The organism is Duganella sp. GW821-FHT07F09, assembly GCF_059418705.1.
The window spans coordinates 1,074,129-1,092,650 of sequence record NZ_JBWKQJ010000001.1; the positions used below are offsets into that span (position 1 = coordinate 1,074,129).

Sequence of the window (18,522 nt, forward strand, 5' to 3'; positions counted from 1 at the left end):
AATCGGCCATCTTGGCGCCGCCGGCGGCGCATGCATGGCGGATTACGCTACGCTAATCCGCCCTACGTGTTTTAGATTGACGCATGCAACCGGAGCCCAACATGGCCAACCGTTTATCGAACAAAATCGCCATCGTCACCGGTTCGACGCAAGGCATCGGCGCGGCCATCGCCCGCCGCTTTGTGGCCGAAGGTGCGATGGTCACCCTCAACAGCCACCGCGCCGACGACGACGCCCGCGCCATCGCCGAGGAACTCGGCCCTGACCGCGCCATCTTCATCGAAGCCGACGTCTCCGACCGCGCCGCGATGGAAACGCTGGTCGCGCGCACCGTGGAGCGCTTCGGCAAGGTCGACATCCTGATCAACAACGCCGGCATGAACGTCTTCGACGATCCGCTGGCCCTGACCGACGAAGACTGGAAGCGCTGCTTCGCCGTCGATCTGGAAGGCGCCTGGAACGCCGCGCGCGCCGTACTGCCGGCCATGCTGGTGCAAGGCGGCGGCAGCATCGTCAACATCGCCTCGGTCCACGGCCACAAGATCATCCCCGGCTGCTTCCCCTACCCGGTCGCCAAGCACGCGCTGATCGGCCTGACGCGCGCGTTGGGCCTGGAGTACGCGGCGCGCGGCATCCGCGTCAACTCGATCTCGCCCGGGCTGATCGTCACCGACATGGTCGAACGCCACTTCGCCGGCTTCCCGGACCCGGAAGCCGAACGCACCCGCCAGGCCGCGCTGCTGCCCTGCAGGCGCCTGGGCACACCCGAGGAAGTCGCCGCCACCGCGCTCTTCCTCGCCAGCGACGAAGCGCCGTTCATCAACGCCACCGACATCCTGATCGACGGCGGACGTTCGCAGCTATACCACGAGTAAACAACCGATACCCGCGTCGTCATGCCACTGGCGGCCCGGTGTCGCCTGTTTGGCGGCAAACTGTCGTAGCATTTCGGGCATAATTCGCCCATCCTCCAGTTTCATTATTGACAACTGGAGCCCACAATGGACGATGATATGAAGTTAAGCGCGAAAACCATCAAACACCTGCGCGCCGAACGCGCATGGTCGCAAGAGCAACTGGCGGAGATCGCCGACGTCAGCCTGCGTACAGTCCAGCGGGTCGAGGCCGACGGCAGCGCCTCGCGGGAAACCAGGATGGCCCTCGCCGCCGCCTTCGACATCGATCTCCGCGATCTGGCCGAACCGGAGGGCGCCACGCCCGCACCTCCATCGCCGGCGCTTTCGCCTATCGACGCAACGCCCAAGCAGTATCGGGTGGTCGGCATGATCGCCCTGCTGGCGGCAATACTGTCGGCGGGGGCCTCGTATTTTTCGTTGGAACCGATGCCTTGGACCCTCTCCACTCTGGCGCCCATGACCGCCATCGCCGGCGGCTTATATTCCGGCTTCGGCTGGTACTTCTCGGGACGAACGCAGCTTTCCACCCCGGCGCGTCGGACGGTGCAATTCGGCTTCATCACCTGCGCGCTGGTGCTGTTATTTTCTTGCTTTAGCACCTCGCCAAGGGCCACGGCCACCGCCTACCTGCAAATGATGCTGTTCGCGTGCGCCATCCGCCACGCCTTCGACTGGTATTTTTCGCGCGGCCGTTAGGGCTCACCGCTGGTTCGCCCGCACCACGCGGGCATGCGCCTGGTGCCCGATCGCGAGCTGCCGCAACGTCAGGATGGCCACCAGCGAACCCAGGATCGGAATGCCGTAGGCAAGCAGCTTCATGCCTTCGATCACGGACTCGGACTGCGCCACGCCGGGCACATAGCCCAACCGCTCCAAGGTCCAGCCCACCGTGGCCAGCGACGCCGCGCCGCCGGCTTTGAGTATGACCAGGATGGTGGCGAAGGTGGCGGTTTCGCGCCGCTCGCCATGGCGGAACTGCGCGAAATCGGTGATGTCCGCCAGTATCCCCCACGGCAGCATGAACACGCCGCCGAAGCCGACGCCGATCAACAGCGCCGATGCCGTCAGCAGCCATGGCGTCGTGCCGGCCATGGCAAAACACAAAACGCCGCAGATGGCGACGCCGTGGCTGATGGCAAGCAGCGAGGTTTTGTCGCGCGACCGGACGAGGAAAATCCACAGCGCGGCGCCGGCCAATTGGCCCAGGGTGATGGTCAACAGGATCGGGCCGGCGAGGCCGGGCTGCTTCAGCACATACGTCGCCATATGCAGCATCATTTTGCCGAACACCGGAATCGCGAATCCGGTCATCAACGCGATGACGGCGATGGCCCCGAACAAGCGATCCAGCTTGGGCAGGAAGGCGATCCTGGCCGATGGCCGCAGCCGCCGTTCGCCAACGGCGCCCTCTTCCCTCGCCGACCAGGCCGCGAACAAGATGACGACACAAAACACCAGCCCGCCCAATATGCCCAACACGGACAACTGGCCGGCGGTGGCGGGCCGGCCGGCCGCGCCCATGAACGGCACCAGCACCGTGGCGATGACCACGCTCGCCGCCGAGCTGAACACGGTGCGATAACCCGAGGCGCGGCCGCGCGCGCGGCTGTCGGTCGCCACCCGCGCGAGCAGGCTGTTATGCGGGACATCGATGATCGCGTATGCCGCGCGAAAGCAAATGATGACCAGCGCGATCACCGTGATGTTCGGCGGCGCCAACGCGGGCAGGCTGTAAATGAGCGCGAACGCGGCGCCGCATGGCAGCGCGCCCAGGGCGATCAATCGCCGGTATGCGATTCCCCGGTTTTGCGCCCAGGCCGCCAGCAAGCCGGCGCCCAGGTCAAGCACCAGATCGGTGGCGAAGACCATCAGCATCAACAAGGCGACACGTTGCGGGGCGATGCCCAGCAGGTCCGTCAGCAGGAACAGCAACGTCACGTCCACGCTGCCGAGCAACAGGTTCTTGCCGAAGTTTCCGCTCGAATACCCTATCAGATGCCGGTCCGTCATCAGCTTCTGGCGAAAACTTTCCATGAGCGCCCCGTCCTACCAGAAAGAAACAGCGGTCGACGCGTGGATCGGCAGCAGCGCCGCGCCGAGGGCGATCGAGCTGCCGCCCAGGCGCGACACGCGGATTTCGGTGGGCTGCCGGTGGCAGGGCCAGCGAAGTTGGCCGTGGTTCAGCCTGGCGGCAAGGCGTGCCATGACGGATGCCGGCAGCGGACTGGAAAAAACGATCTCGCCCGGGTCGAACCACGCGATCGCGCTGCCGACCACCGATTCCAGCTGGCCCGCCGCCCGGTCCAGCCAGCGTTCGATCAACGCCTCGTGGCCGATGCAGGCCTCGTCGAAATGGGCAATGGACTGGATCGTGCAGCCCGCCTCGCGCAGCACCGACAGCAGGTCCATGGTGGTGGGGCGCGGCTGGTCCATCGGATACAAGCCGCCGATCTCGGCCGCGCCGCCAAACTCGCCTTTGAGCAGGCGGCCATCCTCGATGACGCCCGCGCCGATCCCATACCCCAGCAGAAACACCACCACCGTCGAGGAGCGGCGTATCGTATCGTTCAGATAGTATTCGGCCAGCGCCGAGGCGTTGGCGTCGTTTTCCAGCATGGTCGGCAAGCCGAGGGCATCATCCAGGATGCGCCGTAGCGGCACGCCGCGCCAACCCGGCAAGTCGTTGACGACGTTCCATTCGTCGCCGGCGCGTCCCCGGGGCGGGCCCGGCAGGCCGATGCCGACGCCGAGAAAGCGCCCGCCCAGCAGCCGGTGCTTGACCGCCAGCCCGGTGATGCGCTGCTCCAGCAGTTGCGCGAAGGCGAGCGGGTCCGGCGCGCCGACCTCCTCGCTGGTCAGCGAGATGACACCGCCCGCGTAGTCGACCAGGGCGATTTCCAGTACCCCCTTGTGCACCGTCGCGCCCACCGCGAAACCGCCCGCGGCCGAAATCGCCAACGGAACGGTCGGACGGCCACGGCCGCTCGCGTCCGACGAGGCCTGCTCTTCGATCAGGCCCATGCTAATTAAATTACGCGACAACTTGGTCAACGCCGAATTACTGACCTGCAGCGCCGTCGACAGCTCGGTGCGCGGCAACGGCCCCTTCGTCCGCAGCTCCCATAACAAACGTTTTTCTTCTGAAGACAGTTTTAACCGCGCAATTTTCATACAGTTATTTATATAAAGATAATTCCTGTAACACGCTTGTCATATTCTATTTATTTTACAAGTAATAAATATTTATACCACAATACCGTGGCTATACTCCGGCTCGATCACGCCCACTCATCCGTCCGGAGAAATCTATGTTGAAGAGAAAAAACACGCTTGCCCGCCACTGGGCGATCGGCGCCTTGTGCGCTGTCGCCGGTCCCGCAATGGCCCAGACCGCGCCTGCGGAATCGACGTCCGCACCGGCGGCGCCAGCCGGCCAGGAAGCGGACATCGCCAGCGTGGTCGTCACCGGTTCGGCGCGTCCGCAGCGCCGCTTCGACGTGTCGTACGCGGTCAGTTCGCTGTCGCAGAACGACGTGCAAAAACTGGCGCCGCAAAACATGGCCGACCTGCTGGGCAAGCTGCCGGGCATCCAGGTCGAGGCGACCGGCGGCGAGGTGCAGAACATCACCCGCGTGCGCGGCATTCCGACCGATGACGGCCTGGCGCTGTTCCAGCAGGACGGCTTGCCGCTGTTCACGGAAATGAACGGCTTCTTCTTCCGTGGCGACAGTTTGAACCGCTACGACCTGATGACGAAAACGCTGGAGGTGGTGCGCGGCGGGCCGGCGTCGATCTACGCCAGCCAGGCGGCGGCCATCGTCAACAGCAGCACCGTCACCGGCACCGAGACCACCAAGGGCAAGGCGCAACTGACCCTGGGCACCACCGGCCTCGGACGCATCGACGCCTACCAGGCGGGCAAGATCGACGACAAGACTTTCTACGCGGTCGGCGGCTTCGTGCGCCGCGACGACGGCCATCGCGACAACGGCTTCCCGAACGACCGTGGCGGACAAATTCGCGGCAACATCAAGCGCGTGCTGGAATCCGGCACGCTGACCGTCAGCGCCAACTACCTGAACGACCACAACACCTTCTACCTGCCGATCCCGATCTCCGATCCGCGCAATCCGGCGGTGTCGCTCGACAAGTACATCGACTACTTCGACGGCACGATGAATTCGCCATCGCTGCGCGCCGTGCCGCAGAAGTACCAGGACGGCGCCGGCAAGCTGCAAACCGACACGCGCGACCTGGCCAACGGCCGCCATCTCGAATACGGCAATATCGGTGTGCGCTACGAGGGTGAACTCGGCAAATGGCAACTGTCGGCCAAGGGCGGCATGACCAAGGGCAGCCTGGACTTCGACGCGTTTTACTCGACCTCGAACCCGGCCGACGCCACCCAGTTCGCCAATGGCTTCATGAACGCCGCCAAGGCCGCGTTCGGGCCGGTCAACCGTTTGGGCTACGCCATCGCCGGCACCAATGGCGCGCAGGTGTACAACCCGGCGGATGCCTCCGGCCTGGTGATGCAGGCGCAGTATCGCGGCGCCGGGTCCGATTTCTATTCCAACCAGGCCGACGTCAATATCACCCGCAACTTCCAGACCGGCCTGGGCAACCACGACGTCAAGCTCGGCGTGTACGGCAGCGGCTACGGCCAGACCAGCAAGACCGTCTACAACGACATGCTGATCGAGGTGCAAGGCAAACCGCGCACGCTCGACCTGCTTGCCTATTCGGCCTCCGGCGCGGTGCTCGGCTCGGTCACCGACAACGGCGTGCTGCGCTACACCACCACCCTGAACCAGGGCGATGTCGACGCCAAAATGGGCGCGCTCTATCTGAACGACACGTGGGAAGTGTTCGACGGCCTGCGCCTCGACGGCGGCGTGCGCAAGGAACGCTATCACTACGACGGCTACGCCTTGCTGACCAAGCAGCTCAACCTGGGCGACGCGGCCACCCTGGCCGACGACACCACGCGCGCTTTCACCGGCGCACGGCAGGAGCACAAGTACAACTTCAACACCGTCAACTGGACGCTCGGCGCCAACTACGACTTCTCGCAGCGCTTCGGCGGCTACGCGCGGGTGTCGCACCTGGAGGTGCCGCCATCGATGCAGGTGGCCTCCTCGGTCGATCCGCTGGTGCTGACCACCAAGGCGGACCAGTATGAAGTGGGCTTCAAGATGGCCGCGGGCCGCTCCTACCTGTACGTGACCGGCTTCTACACGCAATTCGATCCGCTCAACGCCTCGTTCACGGCCTTCAACCCGGTCACGGGGCGCAACGACCAGACCGTGCCGTTCTTCGGCAAGGCGGTGGTGCGCGGCGCCGAGTTCGACGGCGCCTGGCACCTGACGGAGCGCTTCTCCATCAATGGCTCGCTGACCGTCCAGGACCCGCAATACCGCAACTTCGTCAGCGCCACCGGCGCCGATCCGTCCAGGGTGGTCGGCAACCAGATCATCCGCGAGCCCAAGGTGTTCGGCAATATCCGTCCCAACTTCAATTTCAACGTCGGCGACAAGCTGGTCGAGCTGTACGGCAGCTATGCCTACACGGGCAAGCGCTACGTCGACTTCTTCGAGGCCACCGCGATGCCGGCTTATCACTCGATCGGCGCCGGCTTCTCGGTCAGCCAGGGCGACTGGCGGTTGCAGATCGTCGGCGACAACCTGACCAACGCCAAGGGCATCACCGAAGGCAACACCCGTACCGATGCGCTGGCCGGACAGGGTACCAAGGAAGCGATTTACGGACGTCCGGTATTCGGCCGCAGCGCCCGTCTGATATTGAGCAAGGCATGGTGAGCGCGATGTTCAAGAAAACCCTGATCGCCGTTTCCCTGCTCATGATCCAGCAGGCGCAGGCCGCCCCGGTGCGCGACAAGCACTGGGCGCTGCTGGCCAATCAATTGTTCCCCGCGCTGGTGGACCTGGGCGCCGCCCGGCCCGCCGTCACGGCGCCGGCCGCGCGCCGCGCGCGCATCGACGCCTGCCAGCAGGACACCGCCTGCGTGCTGGGCGCGAGCCTGTGGACCGACGCCGAAATCAACGACTTCGCGTCCCGGGCCGCGAAGGTGCCCGCCACCGCATGGCGCAAATCCACGCTGGCCGACGACGGCGCGCAGGCCCAGGTGACGCGCGAACTGCGCGGACTGAACAGCATCATCCAGGTGTACGGCCAAGGATTGGCCTCGCGCTATCCGTTGGTCGACGGCCCGATCGACACGCCCGGCAGCACCTTGTTCAACGCCGCCGTCAAGGACGCGCTGGCGCTGGCCAAGGCCGGCGAGGACGATCCCGTGCTGCCGCCGGACCCCGGCTTGCCGCTGGCGCTCGCCCTGCTCGACGCCAACGACCGCGCCGACGCCGTCGCCTTCGAGCCGCTGGACCTGGCCCACAACGGCGGCGCGCTGGGCCGCTCGGGCATCATCGACTGGAAACTGTACCGCTATTCGGCGATCATCATTCCAGGCATCGGGCCGGAAAACGTGGGCATGGCGCTGAGCGCGCGCGGCAAGTGGAACGTGCGGCTGGCGGCCAAGCGCTTCGCCGACGGCGAGGCGCCGTTCATCATCTTCAGCGGCGCCTCGGTTCATCCGAAGGGTACGCGCTTCGTGGAGGCGGTGGAGATGCGCAAGGCGCTGATCGAACGCTTCGGCGTGCCGGCCGAGGCCATCATCATCGAGCCGTATGCGCGCCACACCACGACCAACCTGCGCAACGTGACGCGCCGGCTGGTCGCGATGGGCGCGCCGCTGGACAAGGACAGCCTGATCGTCACTTACACCAACCAGAGCCGCTACATCGAAAGCCAGGAGTTCGCCTCGCGCAACCTGAAGGAGCTGGGCTACCTGCCGGGCACCGTCGGCGCGCGCCTGTCGCCGACCGAGCTGACGTTCCGGCCATCCGCCAAGTCGCTGCGCATCGATCCGGCCGACCCGCTGGACCCCTGATCCCCTCGGAACGCCGCGCGCCAAGGGCGCGGCGTTCCGATTCGTAGTCAGCTTTACAACATTCCCCTTCTTTTTTGCGCCTTCTCAAGGTATGCGCCTTGAAATACGGTTGGGTCGTCCCTATAATTGGCACTCGTTCCGAGAGAGTGCTAACAGCGCCCTCGACAACTTTCCGTTGTGGCAATCTGAGCATTTAGGCATGATCGGCACAACAACAAACTGTACCAATGCTAATTAAGGAGTTTTGTATGAACCTTCGCCCTTTGAACGATCGCGTAATCGTCAAACGCCTCGACCAGGAAACCAAAACTGCGTCCGGCCTGATCATCCCTGATGCGGCCGCTGAAAAACCGGATCAAGGCGAAGTGCTCGCCGTCGGCAATGGCAAGATTCTCGAAGACGGCAAAGTCCGTCCGCTGGATGTCAAAGTAGGCGACCGCGTTCTGTTCGGCAAATACGCCGGCCAAACCGTCAAAGTTGACGGTCAAGAACTGATGGTCATGCGCGAAGAAGACATCATGGCAATCGTCGTCAAGTAAATCTACTTGGCACGCGGTTCCACTCATCACCTAATTCTGGAGAAACAACATGGCAGCTAAAGAAGTAATCTTCGGCGACGCAGCGCGCGCCAAAATGGTCGAGGGCGTCAACATCCTGGCCAACGCCGTTAAAGTCACCCTGGGCCCGAAAGGCCGCAACGTCGTGCTGGAACGTTCGTTCGGCGCCCCTACCGTCACCAAGGACGGCGTGTCGGTCGCTAAAGAAATCGAACTGAAAGACAAGCTGCAGAACATGGGCGCGCAAATGGTCAAGGAAGTTGCTTCCCGCACCAGCGACAACGCCGGCGACGGCACCACCACCGCCACCGTGCTGGCCCAGGCCATCGTGCGCGAAGGTATGAAGTTCGTTGCCGCCGGCATGAACCCTATGGACCTGAAGCGCGGCATCGACAAGGCGGTCGCCGCCACCGTCGAGCAGATCGCCATCATCGCCCGTCCTTGCACCACCACCAAGGAAATCGCCCAGGTCGGTTCGATCTCGGCCAACTCGGACGCATCGATCGGCGAGCGCATCGCTGAAGCGATGGAAAAAGTCGGCAAGGAAGGCGTCATCACCGTTGAAGACGGCAAGTCGCTGAACGACGAGCTGGACATCGTTGAAGGTATGCAGTTCGACCGCGGCTACCTGTCGCCATACTTCATCAACAACCCGGAGAAGCAAGTCGCGATCCTGGAAAATCCATTCGTCCTGCTGTGCGACAAGAAAATCTCGAACATCCGCGATCTGCTGCCGGTACTGGAACAAGTCGCCAAAGCCGGCCGTCCACTGCTGATCATCGCCGAAGACATCGAAGGCGAAGCACTGGCGACCCTGGTTGTGAACAACATCCGCGGCATCCTGAAAACCTGCGCCGTCAAGGCCCCGGGCTTCGGCGACCGTCGCAAGGCCATGCTGGAAGACATCGCGATCCTGACCGGCGGTCAAGTGGTTGCTGAAGAAGTCGGCCTGACCCTGGAAAAAATCACGCTGGAAGAGCTGGGCCAAGCCAAGCGTATCGAAGTCGGCAAGGAAAACACCATCGTCATCGACGGTGCGGGCCAGGCCGAAGGTATCGAAGGCCGCGTCAAACAAATCCGCGTGCAGATCGAAGAAGCGACCTCGGACTACGACCGTGAGAAACTGCAAGAGCGCGTGGCCAAACTGGCCGGCGGCGTTGCAGTGATCAAAGTCGGTGCCGCCACCGAAGTTGAAATGAAAGAAAAGAAAGCCCGCGTTGAAGATGCACTGCACGCTACCCGCGCCGCAGTGGAAGAAGGCATCGTGCCAGGCGGCGGCGTAGCCCTGCTGCGCGCCCGCGCTTCGATCACCGTCAAAGGCGACAACCCGGACCAGGACGCAGGTATCAAGATCGTTCTGCGCGCCATGGAAGAGCCACTGCGCATGATCGTGCAAAACGCCGGCGAAGAAGCTTCGGTCGTCGTTGCCGCGGTTCTGGCAGGCACGGGTAACTACGGTTACAACGCCGCCAACGGCACCTATGGCGACATGGTTGAAATGGGCGTGCTGGATCCAGCCAAGGTCACCCGTTCGGCACTGCAAAACGCAGCGTCGATCGCCGGCCTGATGCTGACCACCGATTGCATGGTCGCCGAAGTCACCGAAGACAAGGCAGCCGGCGGCGGCATGGGCGGTATGGGTGGCATGGGCGGCATGGGTGGTATGGACGGCATGATGTAATTGCCGGCCGGCTCGGCTTAAGCCGAGCCAGCCTCGCTGCATGGAAAAGCCAGCTTCTTCGGAAGCTGGCTTTTTTTATGCGCCCGCCGTCTGCTACACTCGCGCTTTTTCCCCGATAGCCATGAAACCACTTGCCCTGATGTTCGCCGCCCTGCCAGTCCTCGCATCGGCGCAAACCCCGCCCGTCATCGATCAAGCCAGCCTGCCCGTCATCACGGCCGCGCCAGGCGTCACCTTGCGCGAGTTGAGCGGCAGGACCGCGCCCGCCGGTGCCCGCAGCGACAAGGTCAGCGTCGCGTTGTTTCATCTGGAACCGGGCAAGGCCAGCCCGTGGAGCCATAACAAGGAAGGCGAGGAATCGTTCTTCGTCCTCAGCGGAACCGGCGAGATCTGGACCGACGGCCACGTGCAAACGATAGGCCCGGGCTCGTACATCGTCATCCAGCCAAGCACCGTGCGCTCGATCCGCGCCAGCAAAGGCGTGCCGCTCGACTTCTACGCAATCACATCGCCGGCCTGGAGCAAGGATGACGACGTGCTGGTCACCGCGCCGGCCGGCGCGCCCAAGTAAGGGCGGCCGACGGCTGCTGCGGTCCGGCCTGTGATAGAGTTGGCAATTCCGCAACAGCAAGCCCAACACATGCAGACGATACGCGCCCGGATGACCTATTTGCGCAACGGCGAAGGATTCGCCGCCGTGGCCTTGCCCACCGTCCTGTCAATGGTATGGGAAACATCGGGCGCTCCGGTGGCATGGGGCATGCGGGGCGCGGCCATGGCGATGGTCGTCTACATCCTGTTGCAGGGGATGCTGTATTGGCAGCTGAAGTTACAGTCGACGGTGCGGCGTCAGCCCTTGCCCGCGTATTTCCAGCCGCTGTACAGCGTCTTTAAATATTCGAACATCGTGGCGGTCTCCGGGGTGGTGGTGTTTACCGCGTTGACCGGTGGCGGCTCCGCAGACCTGTGGTGGTCGTGCGGCTTGCTGGCATTCGCAGCGCTGGAGCACATCAACTATTACCACTACCAGCTGATGTACGACACGCGCGGCGCCTTCGACTACGTGCGCCGCAACGGCCGCCTGCGCAGGGCTGCGCTGGGGCTGGATCTGCGACGGCACAACGCGCCGTAAGCGCCGAAGTTACTGTTCGCTGTGGAGCCGTCGAAGCAGCTCGTCACCGCGATCTCGGCTTAATCCTTCCACGCGCTCGATCAGTTCATCGTCCGCAACGCCAAGCTCACATATGTATCTGTCGGCAGTCTTCGTATCCAGATCCGCGATCCCCTTGTCCTCCGTTTCTTCAATCTTGCCAAGTATTATCTTGGCAAGCTCAACAGCTTCAGGTGTCGGCATGCTGCGAAACATGGGAAAGAAATAGTCTCTCTTCGACATCGCAGGTACACCGACCTGTGACAGCGCGCTCATACAATAGCCAACGGCTTCCGTCGCGACCATCCGTGGAACAGATTCGAGCAAGTTATGCCAATTCATCGTTATCTCCCGTTACAGTTCGATGGCATCGAAAAGCTTTCTGGGCAGGTTTTCGATGAGAAATTCTTCTGACAGTACAGCCGCCCTATCGCTGACAGGAACAGGCCGCAACAGACGACAGACCGGCAACCCTGGAATCACCAGCAACAGCGGCTTGAACTCATGGAGTTGCGCCAGCAAAACGACCTCCAGCATCTCCCTGTGCGTCGCGGCGCTGATCAAACCTGCGCCAAGTTTGGCATCCGCGCCGCCCTGGATATTTTTCCGGGTGCTAAATACCTTAGCCGAATGCAAATCGCCCGCCTCCACCTCTTTTTTCAACGACCAATATATCTCCCTTGGGTTAGACGTCGTTGGTACACAATTGTTCTCACTCATGCGCGACGAAGGGTCAAAATATGGCGTGCACCAGACGTAATGATGCCTGCCGTAATAGCGCTCACAAATGAAGTAGGCGAGCGTCGTACAGCAGGAATAGTAGATACGCTTGTGATTCATGACGCCGGCCTCCGTCGCAGCGGGAACGTGGGCTTGATGATAAGGCCGTGCGCCGCCGTACTTTTGCCGGGTGCGCTCAGCGTTTGATCGCCATCATGAAGGCGCCGAAGATTCAGGCGTCGCGGAACTCCGCCTCGATCGCTTCGCGGCGCGGCTCGTCGGCGATGTGCAGGATCAACGTCTCGGGCAGTTCCAGTGCCGGATGCGAGGCGCGGTGTTTGGCGAACCAGAAGACTTCGCTTAAGTCCTCGTCCTCATGCGCGGTCGCCATCAATTGCTGCTCTTCCGGCACGTCCTCATAGTCCGCCGCCTCCAGGCTGGCGTCGTCGATCGACTCCCGCCAGGCCTCGCATTGATCGCCCCACGCGAGCGCGTACCTGCAGCCGGACTCGACGAGCCAGCGGCTGACGTCCCAGCGCGTCATCTCGGGCACTTCCGCCTCGACCATGACGATGGCTTTGAAGGCGGTCAAGCCTTCCAGTACCGGCAAGTCGTTTTCCGGGGCGAGGTGTAAATATCTGATCGATGGTTTCTGCATGATGGCGCCGCTGTAATGTTCAAGCGACGCATTCTCACCCGATTTCGCCGATACCGCAAATCCATCGGCGCGTCCGCTGACCCCGGCGGCGGCAGGCGACGACTCCTGACAGAAACTGACGGTGCCGCTGGCTAGAATGAGCTTCCTTTTTTCAACCGGAGTTCAACATGAAACCAGCAACTGTCAGCGCCGTTATCCACTTAAACTTCCGCGGCCAGGCGCGCGAGGCGCTCGCCTTCTACCAATCCGTGTTCGGCGGACAGGTCAATGCCATCACGTACAAGGACTTCAACCAGGTGACCAACGAAGCGGAAGCGGACCAGCTGATGTGGGGCCAGGTGGCGGCCGATACCGGCTTCCGCGTGATGGCCTACGACGCGCCGTCGCACACGGCCTGGAACCCGGGCGAGAACGCCTTCCTGGTCGCGGTGGAGATGAAGACGCAGGACGAGGTCCGCGCCTATTGGGACAAGCTGTCCGCCGGCGCCACTATCACTGCGGAACTGCAATCGGCGCAATGGACGCCGTTGTTCGGCATGCTGAAGGACCGCTACGGCATCAACTGGACGTTGAGCGTCGCGGCCCAGCAAGCCGCGACGTGATTCCCGGGACGGTGTGGCTTAGAACGGGTCCAGCGCGATGGTGAACTTGCCGCTGGCGTCGATCGCGCCCATGGTGTAACCCTGCCAGCCCGGGTAACCCTGCGGCTCCCAGTAGAATACGCCCAGGCCGTTCGAACCGAGCGCCTTGGTCTTGTTCAGCAAGTCGGCGATCATGGCCTTGGAGGTCGCCGCCTGGGTCCAGTCCATGCCGACCTCGGTCACCATCACCGGCTTGGTGTAACGCGACACCATATCCCACATATTGGTGGAGATCCGATTGTTGTAGTTGGCCCAGTCGGAGGCCGGCGGATAGTGCGACATGCCGATCACGTCCCACTTGGCGCCGGCGTTTTTCACGCCATCAAAGAACCAGCGGAACACGGCGTTGTCGTGGCCGTTGGCCAGGTGCAGGACCACTTTGGCGTTCGGGTAGACGGCCTTGGTGGCGTTGTAGCCGCTGTTGATCAGGCCGGCCAGATTGCCGAAGTTGGTGGTGCGTCCTTCCGGCCACAGCATGCCGCTGTTGATCTCGTTGCCGACCTGTACCCATTCGACGTTGATGCCGTTGGTCTTCAGGTAGTTCAGGATGCCCTGGGTGTGGCTGTAGACGTCGTTGTTAAGCTGCGCCAAGGTATGGTTGGCCCAGGCGGCCGGCTTGGTCTGCTGCCCCGGGTCGGCCCAGCTGTCGCTGTAGTGGAAGTCGATCATGATGCGCTGGCCTTGCGCGGCGGCGCGCTTGGCTTTGTAGAGCACGTCGGCGCCGTCGTTCCAGCCGCCGTTGGGATTGACCCACACGCGCAGGCGGATCGAGTTGATCTGCAGATTCTTCAGCAGCACGAAGGGATCGGTCTTGACGCCGCTGCTGTTATAGAACGAGTAGCCGCTGGCTTCCTGCTGGCTGACCCAGCCGACGTCGGCGCCGTTGGCGAACGTTTGCGCGGACCCGACGGACGCGGCAAGGCCCATCGCCACGCCGCAGATGGCGGCGAGCAAATTCTTGAATTTCATTTTGTCTCCAGTGTTTTATTGATTTTTATAGTTTGTACTACGCTGTCTTGCCTGCCACCCGTGCGCACCTCCCCCTGCCGCGTCGCGCGGAACATTTTTACATTCGGGATACCGCGCCGGCGCGGGGCCGGCGCGGCTGTTGTTGAAACCGCTAATTAACCGAAGCGCGCGGCGGGAACGCCGGCCACTTCCACCCGCACCGAGAACAGCGCGCCCGTCAACGGGAACTCTTTCAACTGCTCGGGCGTGTTGTCCTCACTGGCGGTGGTGATGAACAAGGTTTTCAGATCGGGACCGCCGAAGGTGCACGAGGCCGGGTTGCGCACCGGAACGCCGATGGTTTCCAGCAGTTCACCTTGCGCCGAGTAGCGGCAGACGCGGGAACCGCCCCATTGCGCGATCCAGACGCAGCCTTCGCTGTCGACCGTCATGCCGTCCGGCGCGCCCTCGGTGTCGCCGTCGAACTGGCGCCACACGCGCGGCTCGCCCAGGCTGCCGTCTGCCGCCAGCGGATAGGCGTAGGTGCGGCCCTCGAAGCTGTCGGTGTGGTACATCGTGGCGCCGTCGTTGCTGAACGCCGGGCCGTTGCAGATGTGATAGCCGTCGTCGGCCACGGTCAAGGTCAAGTCCTTGTCGAGGCGGAACAACATGCCGATCGCTTGCGCGTAATCGGTGTTGTGCATCGAACCGGCCCAGATGCGGCCGGCGCCGTCGACCTTGGCGTCGTTCATGCGCAGGCCGCTGCCTTCGGGGAACGGACGCGCCAGGTATTCGATACGCAGCTCCGGTTCGAGCCAGACGCGGGCGATGCCGTCGCGCAGGCCGGCCATGAAGCCGTCGCCGTCGCGACGGGAGATCAGCCAGCAGATATAGTCCGGCATCGTCCAGCTATGGCGCTCGCCGCTGGCGGTGTCCAGCGCGTGCAGTTTTTGATTTTTCAGGTCGACGAAATACAGGCGGTTTTGCTCCGCCACCCACAACGGACCCTCGCCCAGTTGCGCGCCGAGTTCCCACAGACATTGCACGTCATGCTTGCTCATTCGTTTTATCCCCAGGATGGAAAGAATCAGGCGGCCAGGCCGCGCCAGGTGTTGACGAAGGCCGTCGCGCGCTCGCCGAGCTGCTCGATGGTCACGCCGGGCGTGTAGAGCGCGCCGCCGATGCCGAAGCCGGTCGCGCCGGCCTTGAACCAGCCGGCCATCGTCTCCGGCGTGACGCCGCCGACCGGCCACATCGGGGTGCCGGCCGGCACTACGCTGAGCATGGCCTTCAGGCCGCCGTGGCCGATCATCTCGGCCGGGAACAGTTTGAGCGCGTGGGCGCCGGCGTCGAGCGCGGCGAACGCCTCGGTCGGCGTGGCCACGCCCGGGGCGCAGTACATGCCCAGGTCGGCGGCGCGGCGGATCGCGGCCGGATTGCAGTTCGGGGACACCAGCAGCCGGCCGCCCGCCTCGTAGACGGCTTCGACGTGCTCGACGTTGAGCATGGTGCCGCCGCCGACCAGGGTGCCAGGCAGGTTCAGCTTGACCATCGAGGCGATGCACTCGAGCGCGCCCGGACGGTTCAGCGGCACTTCCAGCGCGCGGAAGCCGGCGTCGAACAGCACCTGGGCGACGGCGACGGCCTCGGTCGGTTGCAGGCCGCGCAAGATGGCGACCAGCGGCGTGGTTGGATGGGAAATAGTCATGTTCAGCCCTGCTTGATGAATTGGGAAATCGCCGTGCAATACACGCGATGGGGATCGAGCACTTCGCACTGCAAGCCGAAGTGGGCGGCGGCGGCGGCATAGCGGGCGGCCAGCGCCGGCGAACCGATAACGGTGATGCCGGCGCCGTTGCCGTCGGCCGGCACTTCACGGGCGGCGGCGGCGAATTCGGCGCCGATCAGCAAGCCGCTGACGACGGCGGCGGCCTGCTGCTGCGGCCAGGTGCGCGAGACGACGCCGGCGCGCACGCGGAACAAGGTGTTCGACAGCGGCTCGTTGCGCGCGGCCTGGTTCAGCCCGACGGCGAAGCCTTCGGCGTCGGTGGTGTCGCCGGCCATCATCGACGACAACGTGCCGCCGGCAGACAACATGGCGAACAGCTCGCCGGTCATATAGGTGGCGAAGGACTGGATCACGCCGTCGCGCAGCAGCACCCATTTGCTATGGGTTCCGGGCAGCACCAGCCAGCCGTCGCGCTTGCCCAGCGCCACGGCGCCCAGCAGTTGGGTTTCCTCGCCGCGCATCACGTCGACGGCGGCGCCGTTGCGGTAGCAATAGCCGGGAACGATATGGCAGCGGCCGGCCCAGGCCGGATCGGTGACGGGCGCCAGGTGGCGCGGCAGCTCGGTCAGCGGCACGGCGGCGTCCAGATAGTTGACTTCCTGCCAGCCGGAGGCGCTGCCGACCATGCCGGACATGATCACCGGCACGTCGCTACCGAGGTGCATGGCATCGAGCAAGCCGTCCAGCGAGGCGCTGAAACGCTCGCGTCCGCCGACCGCCAGCATGCCCTGGCCGTCTTCGTGTTCCGCCAGGCAGTTGCCTTGTTGGTCGATCAGATAGGCGCGCCGGTTGCTGGTGCCCCAGTCGACGCCCAGAATTGTCTTATCCACTAGTCAGAGTCCTTTTCTTATGGTGCGAAGATGGTACAAAAATGGCTATAGTGCCGCCAATGAATTATCTCGCGCAACTGATACCAAAATAATATAGACAATAATATAGACCCTGAGCATTCGGCGACGCCCGGCCGGTTTGCGTTACGACAAGCAGTCCCGGCGGCTGGCCTCCTATAGTTGAGACGCAATTCAACACGGGAGGTTCCATGAGCACAGTCGATGTTTACCAACATACCAAACAGCAAGATTTTGACACGCTGGCGCGCCAACTCGGGCTCAAGCCGCGCGATCCCTGGATCGGCGGCAAGGTCGATTATGAATGGGATCAGTTGCGCATGGTGTTGGATGTGATGCCGCTGCGCCTGCCGGACATGCACGTCCTCGAGTTCGGCTGCAACATCGGCGCCTCGGCCATCCTGTTTTCCTATCTGGGCGCCAAGGTCTGCGCCACCGACGATTCGGCCGACTGGGTCGCGCTGGCGCGCCTGAACGCCGAGCGCTACGGCATCGACAACATCGACTTCGCCCACGTGGCCGACTCGCGCCGCCTGCCCTTCGCCGACGGCCAGTTCAGCCTGATCGCCTGCAACAGCGTGCTCGAATACGTGGCGCCGGCCGAGCTGCCGGCCGTGCAGCGCGAGCTCGACCGCGTGCTCGCGCCGGGCGGGCTGATCTTGCTGACCGGGTCCAGCAACCGGCTCTGGCCGCGCGAGGCGCACAGCGGGCGCTGGCTAGTGAATTACTTGCCGCGCTGGATAGACCGCCTGCTCGGCAAGCCCTTGCCGCGCGGCGTCTGGCCGTGGGCGATGCGGCGCGGCTTCGGCCCCCACTACGACAATCTGGACACCGCGCACCCCGACAATTTCCTGCTCCGCTCGCGTTTGCGCGGCGGCGCCGACGTCCGCAGCCTGCAGCCGCTGCTGTGGCTGGCGCGCCGGCTGGGCATCGGCCCGGGCATGCTGACGCCCAATATCTGCTGTTTCCTGCAAAAACACCCGCTTTCATAGGCGAACTGGAGGGTTGAAGTTGCCCGATGGATGCCTTTGGTTTAGTATGGCCGTCAACAAAATAGTCCAGGCTATCCCTTATGGCATCTCGCTCTCCGTCCCCCCGCACCTTGGCCATCGCCGGCGCAGCCGCCGTCGCGCTGGCCATCGGCGTGGGTGTTTATATTAACAACACGACGCCGGTGGCGCCGCCGCCGGCGCCGGTCAAGCCGGCCGAGCCGGTCGTCGCCAGCAAGGCGCCGCCGGCCAGCGCGCCGCCGCGCGCAGCCGCGCCGCGTCCGGCCGCAAGCGAACCGTCCGCGCCGGCCGAACCCAAGGCCACCCGCACCAAGGAACAAGCCTCCGCCGCGCTGATGGCGCTGCCGGAACTGCAACAGTGGTCGTCGATGCTGGAGAAAAGCTCCGGCGGCAAAGTGCGCGGCGCGCTGATCGAATACGATCCGACCCCGCGCAAGCTCAACGGCAAAAGCTACTGGCAGTTCAGCTTTGTCGAAAACAGCGCCGAATCGGCACAGCGCTGGGAAAGCTTCCTGGTCTCGTCGAGCGACGACGAGATCCTGGTCGAAGACGCCACCAACGACGAGGTCATCAGCCTGGCGCGCTGGCGCCGGGAAAAGCATCCGGAAAAGCGCATCAACATCGACGGCTAAGGGC

At 63.7% G+C, this 18,522-nt stretch carries 20 protein-coding genes; 11 read left to right on the top strand and 9 right to left on the bottom strand.

Annotation, left to right across the window (positions count from 1 at the left end; all coding sequences use genetic code 11):
* Positions 1-101: 101 nt before the first annotated feature.
* Positions 102-875 (top strand): SDR family oxidoreductase, encoded by a 774-nt coding sequence (locus tag AC07P1_RS04920; RefSeq protein WP_494694754.1) that lies wholly within the window; start codon positions 102-104, stop codon positions 873-875.
* Between the two features lie 126 nt (positions 876-1,001).
* Entirely contained in the window at positions 1,002-1,613 is a 612-nt protein-coding gene (locus AC07P1_RS04925) for a helix-turn-helix transcriptional regulator (protein WP_494694755.1), read from the top strand.
* Between the two features lie 3 nt (positions 1,614-1,616).
* Here AC07P1_RS04925 and AC07P1_RS04930 read toward each other — a convergent pair whose 3' ends face one another.
* Entirely contained in the window at positions 1,617-2,951 is a 1,335-nt protein-coding gene (locus AC07P1_RS04930; protein ID WP_494694756.1) for an MFS transporter, read from the bottom strand.
* A gap of 12 nt (positions 2,952-2,963) precedes the next feature.
* Positions 2,964-4,088, bottom strand: a complete 1,125-nt coding sequence (locus AC07P1_RS04935; protein WP_494694757.1) for an ROK family transcriptional regulator — start codon at positions 4,086-4,088, stop codon at positions 2,964-2,966.
* Positions 4,089-4,225: 137 nt separating this feature from the next.
* Here AC07P1_RS04935 and AC07P1_RS04940 point away from each other — a divergent pair, with 137 nt between their 5' ends.
* The 6 genes from AC07P1_RS04940 to AC07P1_RS04965 all read left to right on the top strand — a co-directional run bounded on the left by AC07P1_RS04940 (position 4,226) and on the right by AC07P1_RS04965 (position 11,254).
* Positions 4,226-6,736 carry a TonB-dependent receptor gene (locus tag AC07P1_RS04940; protein WP_494694758.1) on the top strand — a complete coding sequence of 837 codons (2,511 nt, stop codon included), beginning with the start codon at positions 4,226-4,228 and terminating at the stop codon, positions 6,734-6,736.
* Positions 6,737-6,741: 5 nt separating this feature from the next.
* A complete protein-coding gene (locus tag AC07P1_RS04945) occupies positions 6,742-7,884 on the top strand; it encodes a YdcF family protein (RefSeq protein WP_494694759.1) in 1,143 nt (380 codons plus the stop codon).
* 248 nt (positions 7,885-8,132) lie between these two features.
* Entirely contained in the window at positions 8,133-8,423 is a 291-nt protein-coding gene (gene groES / locus AC07P1_RS04950) for a co-chaperone GroES (RefSeq protein ID WP_008451606.1), read from the top strand.
* 49 nt (positions 8,424-8,472) lie between these two features.
* Positions 8,473-10,122, top strand: coding sequence for a chaperonin GroEL (gene groL, locus AC07P1_RS04955; protein ID WP_494694760.1), 1,650 nt, complete (start codon positions 8,473-8,475; stop codon positions 10,120-10,122).
* A gap of 121 nt (positions 10,123-10,243) precedes the next feature.
* Entirely contained in the window at positions 10,244-10,693 is a 450-nt protein-coding gene (locus AC07P1_RS04960; RefSeq protein WP_494694761.1) for a cupin domain-containing protein, read from the top strand.
* A 69-nt stretch (positions 10,694-10,762) separates the two neighbouring features.
* Complete coding sequence (locus tag AC07P1_RS04965; protein WP_494694762.1) at positions 10,763-11,254, top strand: hypothetical protein; 492 nt, start codon at positions 10,763-10,765, stop codon at positions 11,252-11,254.
* A 9-nt stretch (positions 11,255-11,263) separates the two neighbouring features.
* On the opposite strand, the gene AC07P1_RS04970 is transcribed toward AC07P1_RS04965, so the two are convergent.
* From AC07P1_RS04970 to AC07P1_RS04980, 3 genes are all read right to left on the bottom strand, one after another.
* Positions 11,264-11,614: a hypothetical protein gene (locus AC07P1_RS04970; RefSeq protein ID WP_494694763.1), complete on the bottom strand. Its 351-nt coding sequence runs from the start codon at positions 11,612-11,614 to the stop codon at positions 11,264-11,266.
* Between the two features lie 12 nt (positions 11,615-11,626).
* Positions 11,627-12,112 carry a hypothetical protein gene (locus AC07P1_RS04975; RefSeq protein ID WP_494694764.1) on the bottom strand — a complete coding sequence of 162 codons (486 nt, stop codon included), beginning with the start codon at positions 12,110-12,112 and terminating at the stop codon, positions 11,627-11,629.
* A 112-nt stretch (positions 12,113-12,224) separates the two neighbouring features.
* Positions 12,225-12,650: a DUF7684 family protein gene (locus tag AC07P1_RS04980; protein ID WP_494694765.1), complete on the bottom strand. Its 426-nt coding sequence runs from the start codon at positions 12,648-12,650 to the stop codon at positions 12,225-12,227.
* Between the two features lie 167 nt (positions 12,651-12,817).
* On the opposite strand from AC07P1_RS04980, the gene AC07P1_RS04985 reads away from it, so the two are divergent.
* The gene (locus AC07P1_RS04985; RefSeq protein WP_494694766.1) at positions 12,818-13,252 is read left to right on the top strand and encodes a VOC family protein; all 435 of its coding nucleotides are present in this window, start codon (positions 12,818-12,820) and stop codon (positions 13,250-13,252) included.
* A gap of 18 nt (positions 13,253-13,270) precedes the next feature.
* On the opposite strand, the gene AC07P1_RS04990 is transcribed toward AC07P1_RS04985, so the two are convergent.
* From AC07P1_RS04990 to AC07P1_RS05005, 4 genes are all read right to left on the bottom strand, one after another.
* A complete protein-coding gene (locus tag AC07P1_RS04990) occupies positions 13,271-14,260 on the bottom strand; it encodes a glycoside hydrolase family 53 protein (protein WP_494694767.1) in 990 nt (329 codons plus the stop codon).
* A 155-nt stretch (positions 14,261-14,415) separates the two neighbouring features.
* The gene (locus tag AC07P1_RS04995) at positions 14,416-15,300 is read right to left on the bottom strand and encodes an SMP-30/gluconolactonase/LRE family protein (RefSeq protein ID WP_494694768.1); all 885 of its coding nucleotides are present in this window, start codon (positions 15,298-15,300) and stop codon (positions 14,416-14,418) included.
* Between the two features lie 26 nt (positions 15,301-15,326).
* Positions 15,327-15,947 (bottom strand): 2-dehydro-3-deoxy-6-phosphogalactonate aldolase, encoded by a 621-nt coding sequence (locus tag AC07P1_RS05000; RefSeq protein ID WP_363502890.1) that lies wholly within the window; start codon positions 15,945-15,947, stop codon positions 15,327-15,329.
* Between the two features lie 2 nt (positions 15,948-15,949).
* Complete coding sequence (locus AC07P1_RS05005; protein WP_494694769.1) at positions 15,950-16,858, bottom strand: 2-dehydro-3-deoxygalactonokinase; 909 nt, start codon at positions 16,856-16,858, stop codon at positions 15,950-15,952.
* Between the two features lie 209 nt (positions 16,859-17,067).
* Here AC07P1_RS05005 and AC07P1_RS05010 point away from each other — a divergent pair, with 209 nt between their 5' ends.
* Both AC07P1_RS05010 and AC07P1_RS05015 read left to right on the top strand, forming a co-directional pair.
* Complete coding sequence (locus AC07P1_RS05010; RefSeq protein WP_494694770.1) at positions 17,068-17,868, top strand: class I SAM-dependent methyltransferase; 801 nt, start codon at positions 17,068-17,070, stop codon at positions 17,866-17,868.
* Between the two features lie 80 nt (positions 17,869-17,948).
* Positions 17,949-18,518, top strand: coding sequence for a hypothetical protein (locus AC07P1_RS05015; RefSeq protein WP_494694771.1), 570 nt, complete (start codon positions 17,949-17,951; stop codon positions 18,516-18,518).
* Positions 18,519-18,522 lie beyond the last annotated feature (4 nt).

Coding starts and splice junctions, on each gene's coding strand:
- AC07P1_RS04930 (WP_494694756.1), bottom strand. CDS start 2,951: ATGGAAAGTTTTCGCCAGAAGCTGATGACGGACCGGCATCTGATAGGG.
- AC07P1_RS04935 (WP_494694757.1), bottom strand. CDS start 4,088: ATGAAAATTGCGCGGTTAAAACTGTCTTCAGAAGAAAAACGTTTGTTA.
- AC07P1_RS04970 (WP_494694763.1), bottom strand. CDS start 11,614: ATGAATTGGCATAACTTGCTCGAATCTGTTCCACGGATGGTCGCGACG.
- AC07P1_RS05000 (WP_363502890.1), bottom strand. CDS start 15,947: ATGACTATTTCCCATCCAACCACGCCGCTGGTCGCCATCTTGCGCGGC.
- AC07P1_RS05010 (WP_494694770.1), top strand. CDS start 17,068: ATGAGCACAGTCGATGTTTACCAACATACCAAACAGCAAGATTTTGAC.
- AC07P1_RS04920 (WP_494694754.1), top strand. CDS start 102: ATGGCCAACCGTTTATCGAACAAAATCGCCATCGTCACCGGTTCGACG.
- AC07P1_RS04990 (WP_494694767.1), bottom strand. CDS start 14,260: ATGAAATTCAAGAATTTGCTCGCCGCCATCTGCGGCGTGGCGATGGGC.
- AC07P1_RS04960 (WP_494694761.1), top strand. CDS start 10,244: ATGAAACCACTTGCCCTGATGTTCGCCGCCCTGCCAGTCCTCGCATCG.
- AC07P1_RS04940 (WP_494694758.1), top strand. CDS start 4,226: ATGTTGAAGAGAAAAAACACGCTTGCCCGCCACTGGGCGATCGGCGCC.
- AC07P1_RS05015 (WP_494694771.1), top strand. CDS start 17,949: ATGGCATCTCGCTCTCCGTCCCCCCGCACCTTGGCCATCGCCGGCGCA.
- AC07P1_RS04945 (WP_494694759.1), top strand. CDS start 6,742: ATGTTCAAGAAAACCCTGATCGCCGTTTCCCTGCTCATGATCCAGCAG.
- AC07P1_RS04965 (WP_494694762.1), top strand. CDS start 10,763: ATGCAGACGATACGCGCCCGGATGACCTATTTGCGCAACGGCGAAGGA.
- groL (WP_494694760.1), top strand. CDS start 8,473: ATGGCAGCTAAAGAAGTAATCTTCGGCGACGCAGCGCGCGCCAAAATG.
- AC07P1_RS04995 (WP_494694768.1), bottom strand. CDS start 15,300: ATGAGCAAGCATGACGTGCAATGTCTGTGGGAACTCGGCGCGCAACTG.
- AC07P1_RS04985 (WP_494694766.1), top strand. CDS start 12,818: ATGAAACCAGCAACTGTCAGCGCCGTTATCCACTTAAACTTCCGCGGC.
- AC07P1_RS04925 (WP_494694755.1), top strand. CDS start 1,002: ATGGACGATGATATGAAGTTAAGCGCGAAAACCATCAAACACCTGCGC.
- AC07P1_RS04975 (WP_494694764.1), bottom strand. CDS start 12,112: ATGAATCACAAGCGTATCTACTATTCCTGCTGTACGACGCTCGCCTAC.
- AC07P1_RS04980 (WP_494694765.1), bottom strand. CDS start 12,650: ATGCAGAAACCATCGATCAGATATTTACACCTCGCCCCGGAAAACGAC.
- groES (WP_008451606.1), top strand. CDS start 8,133: ATGAACCTTCGCCCTTTGAACGATCGCGTAATCGTCAAACGCCTCGAC.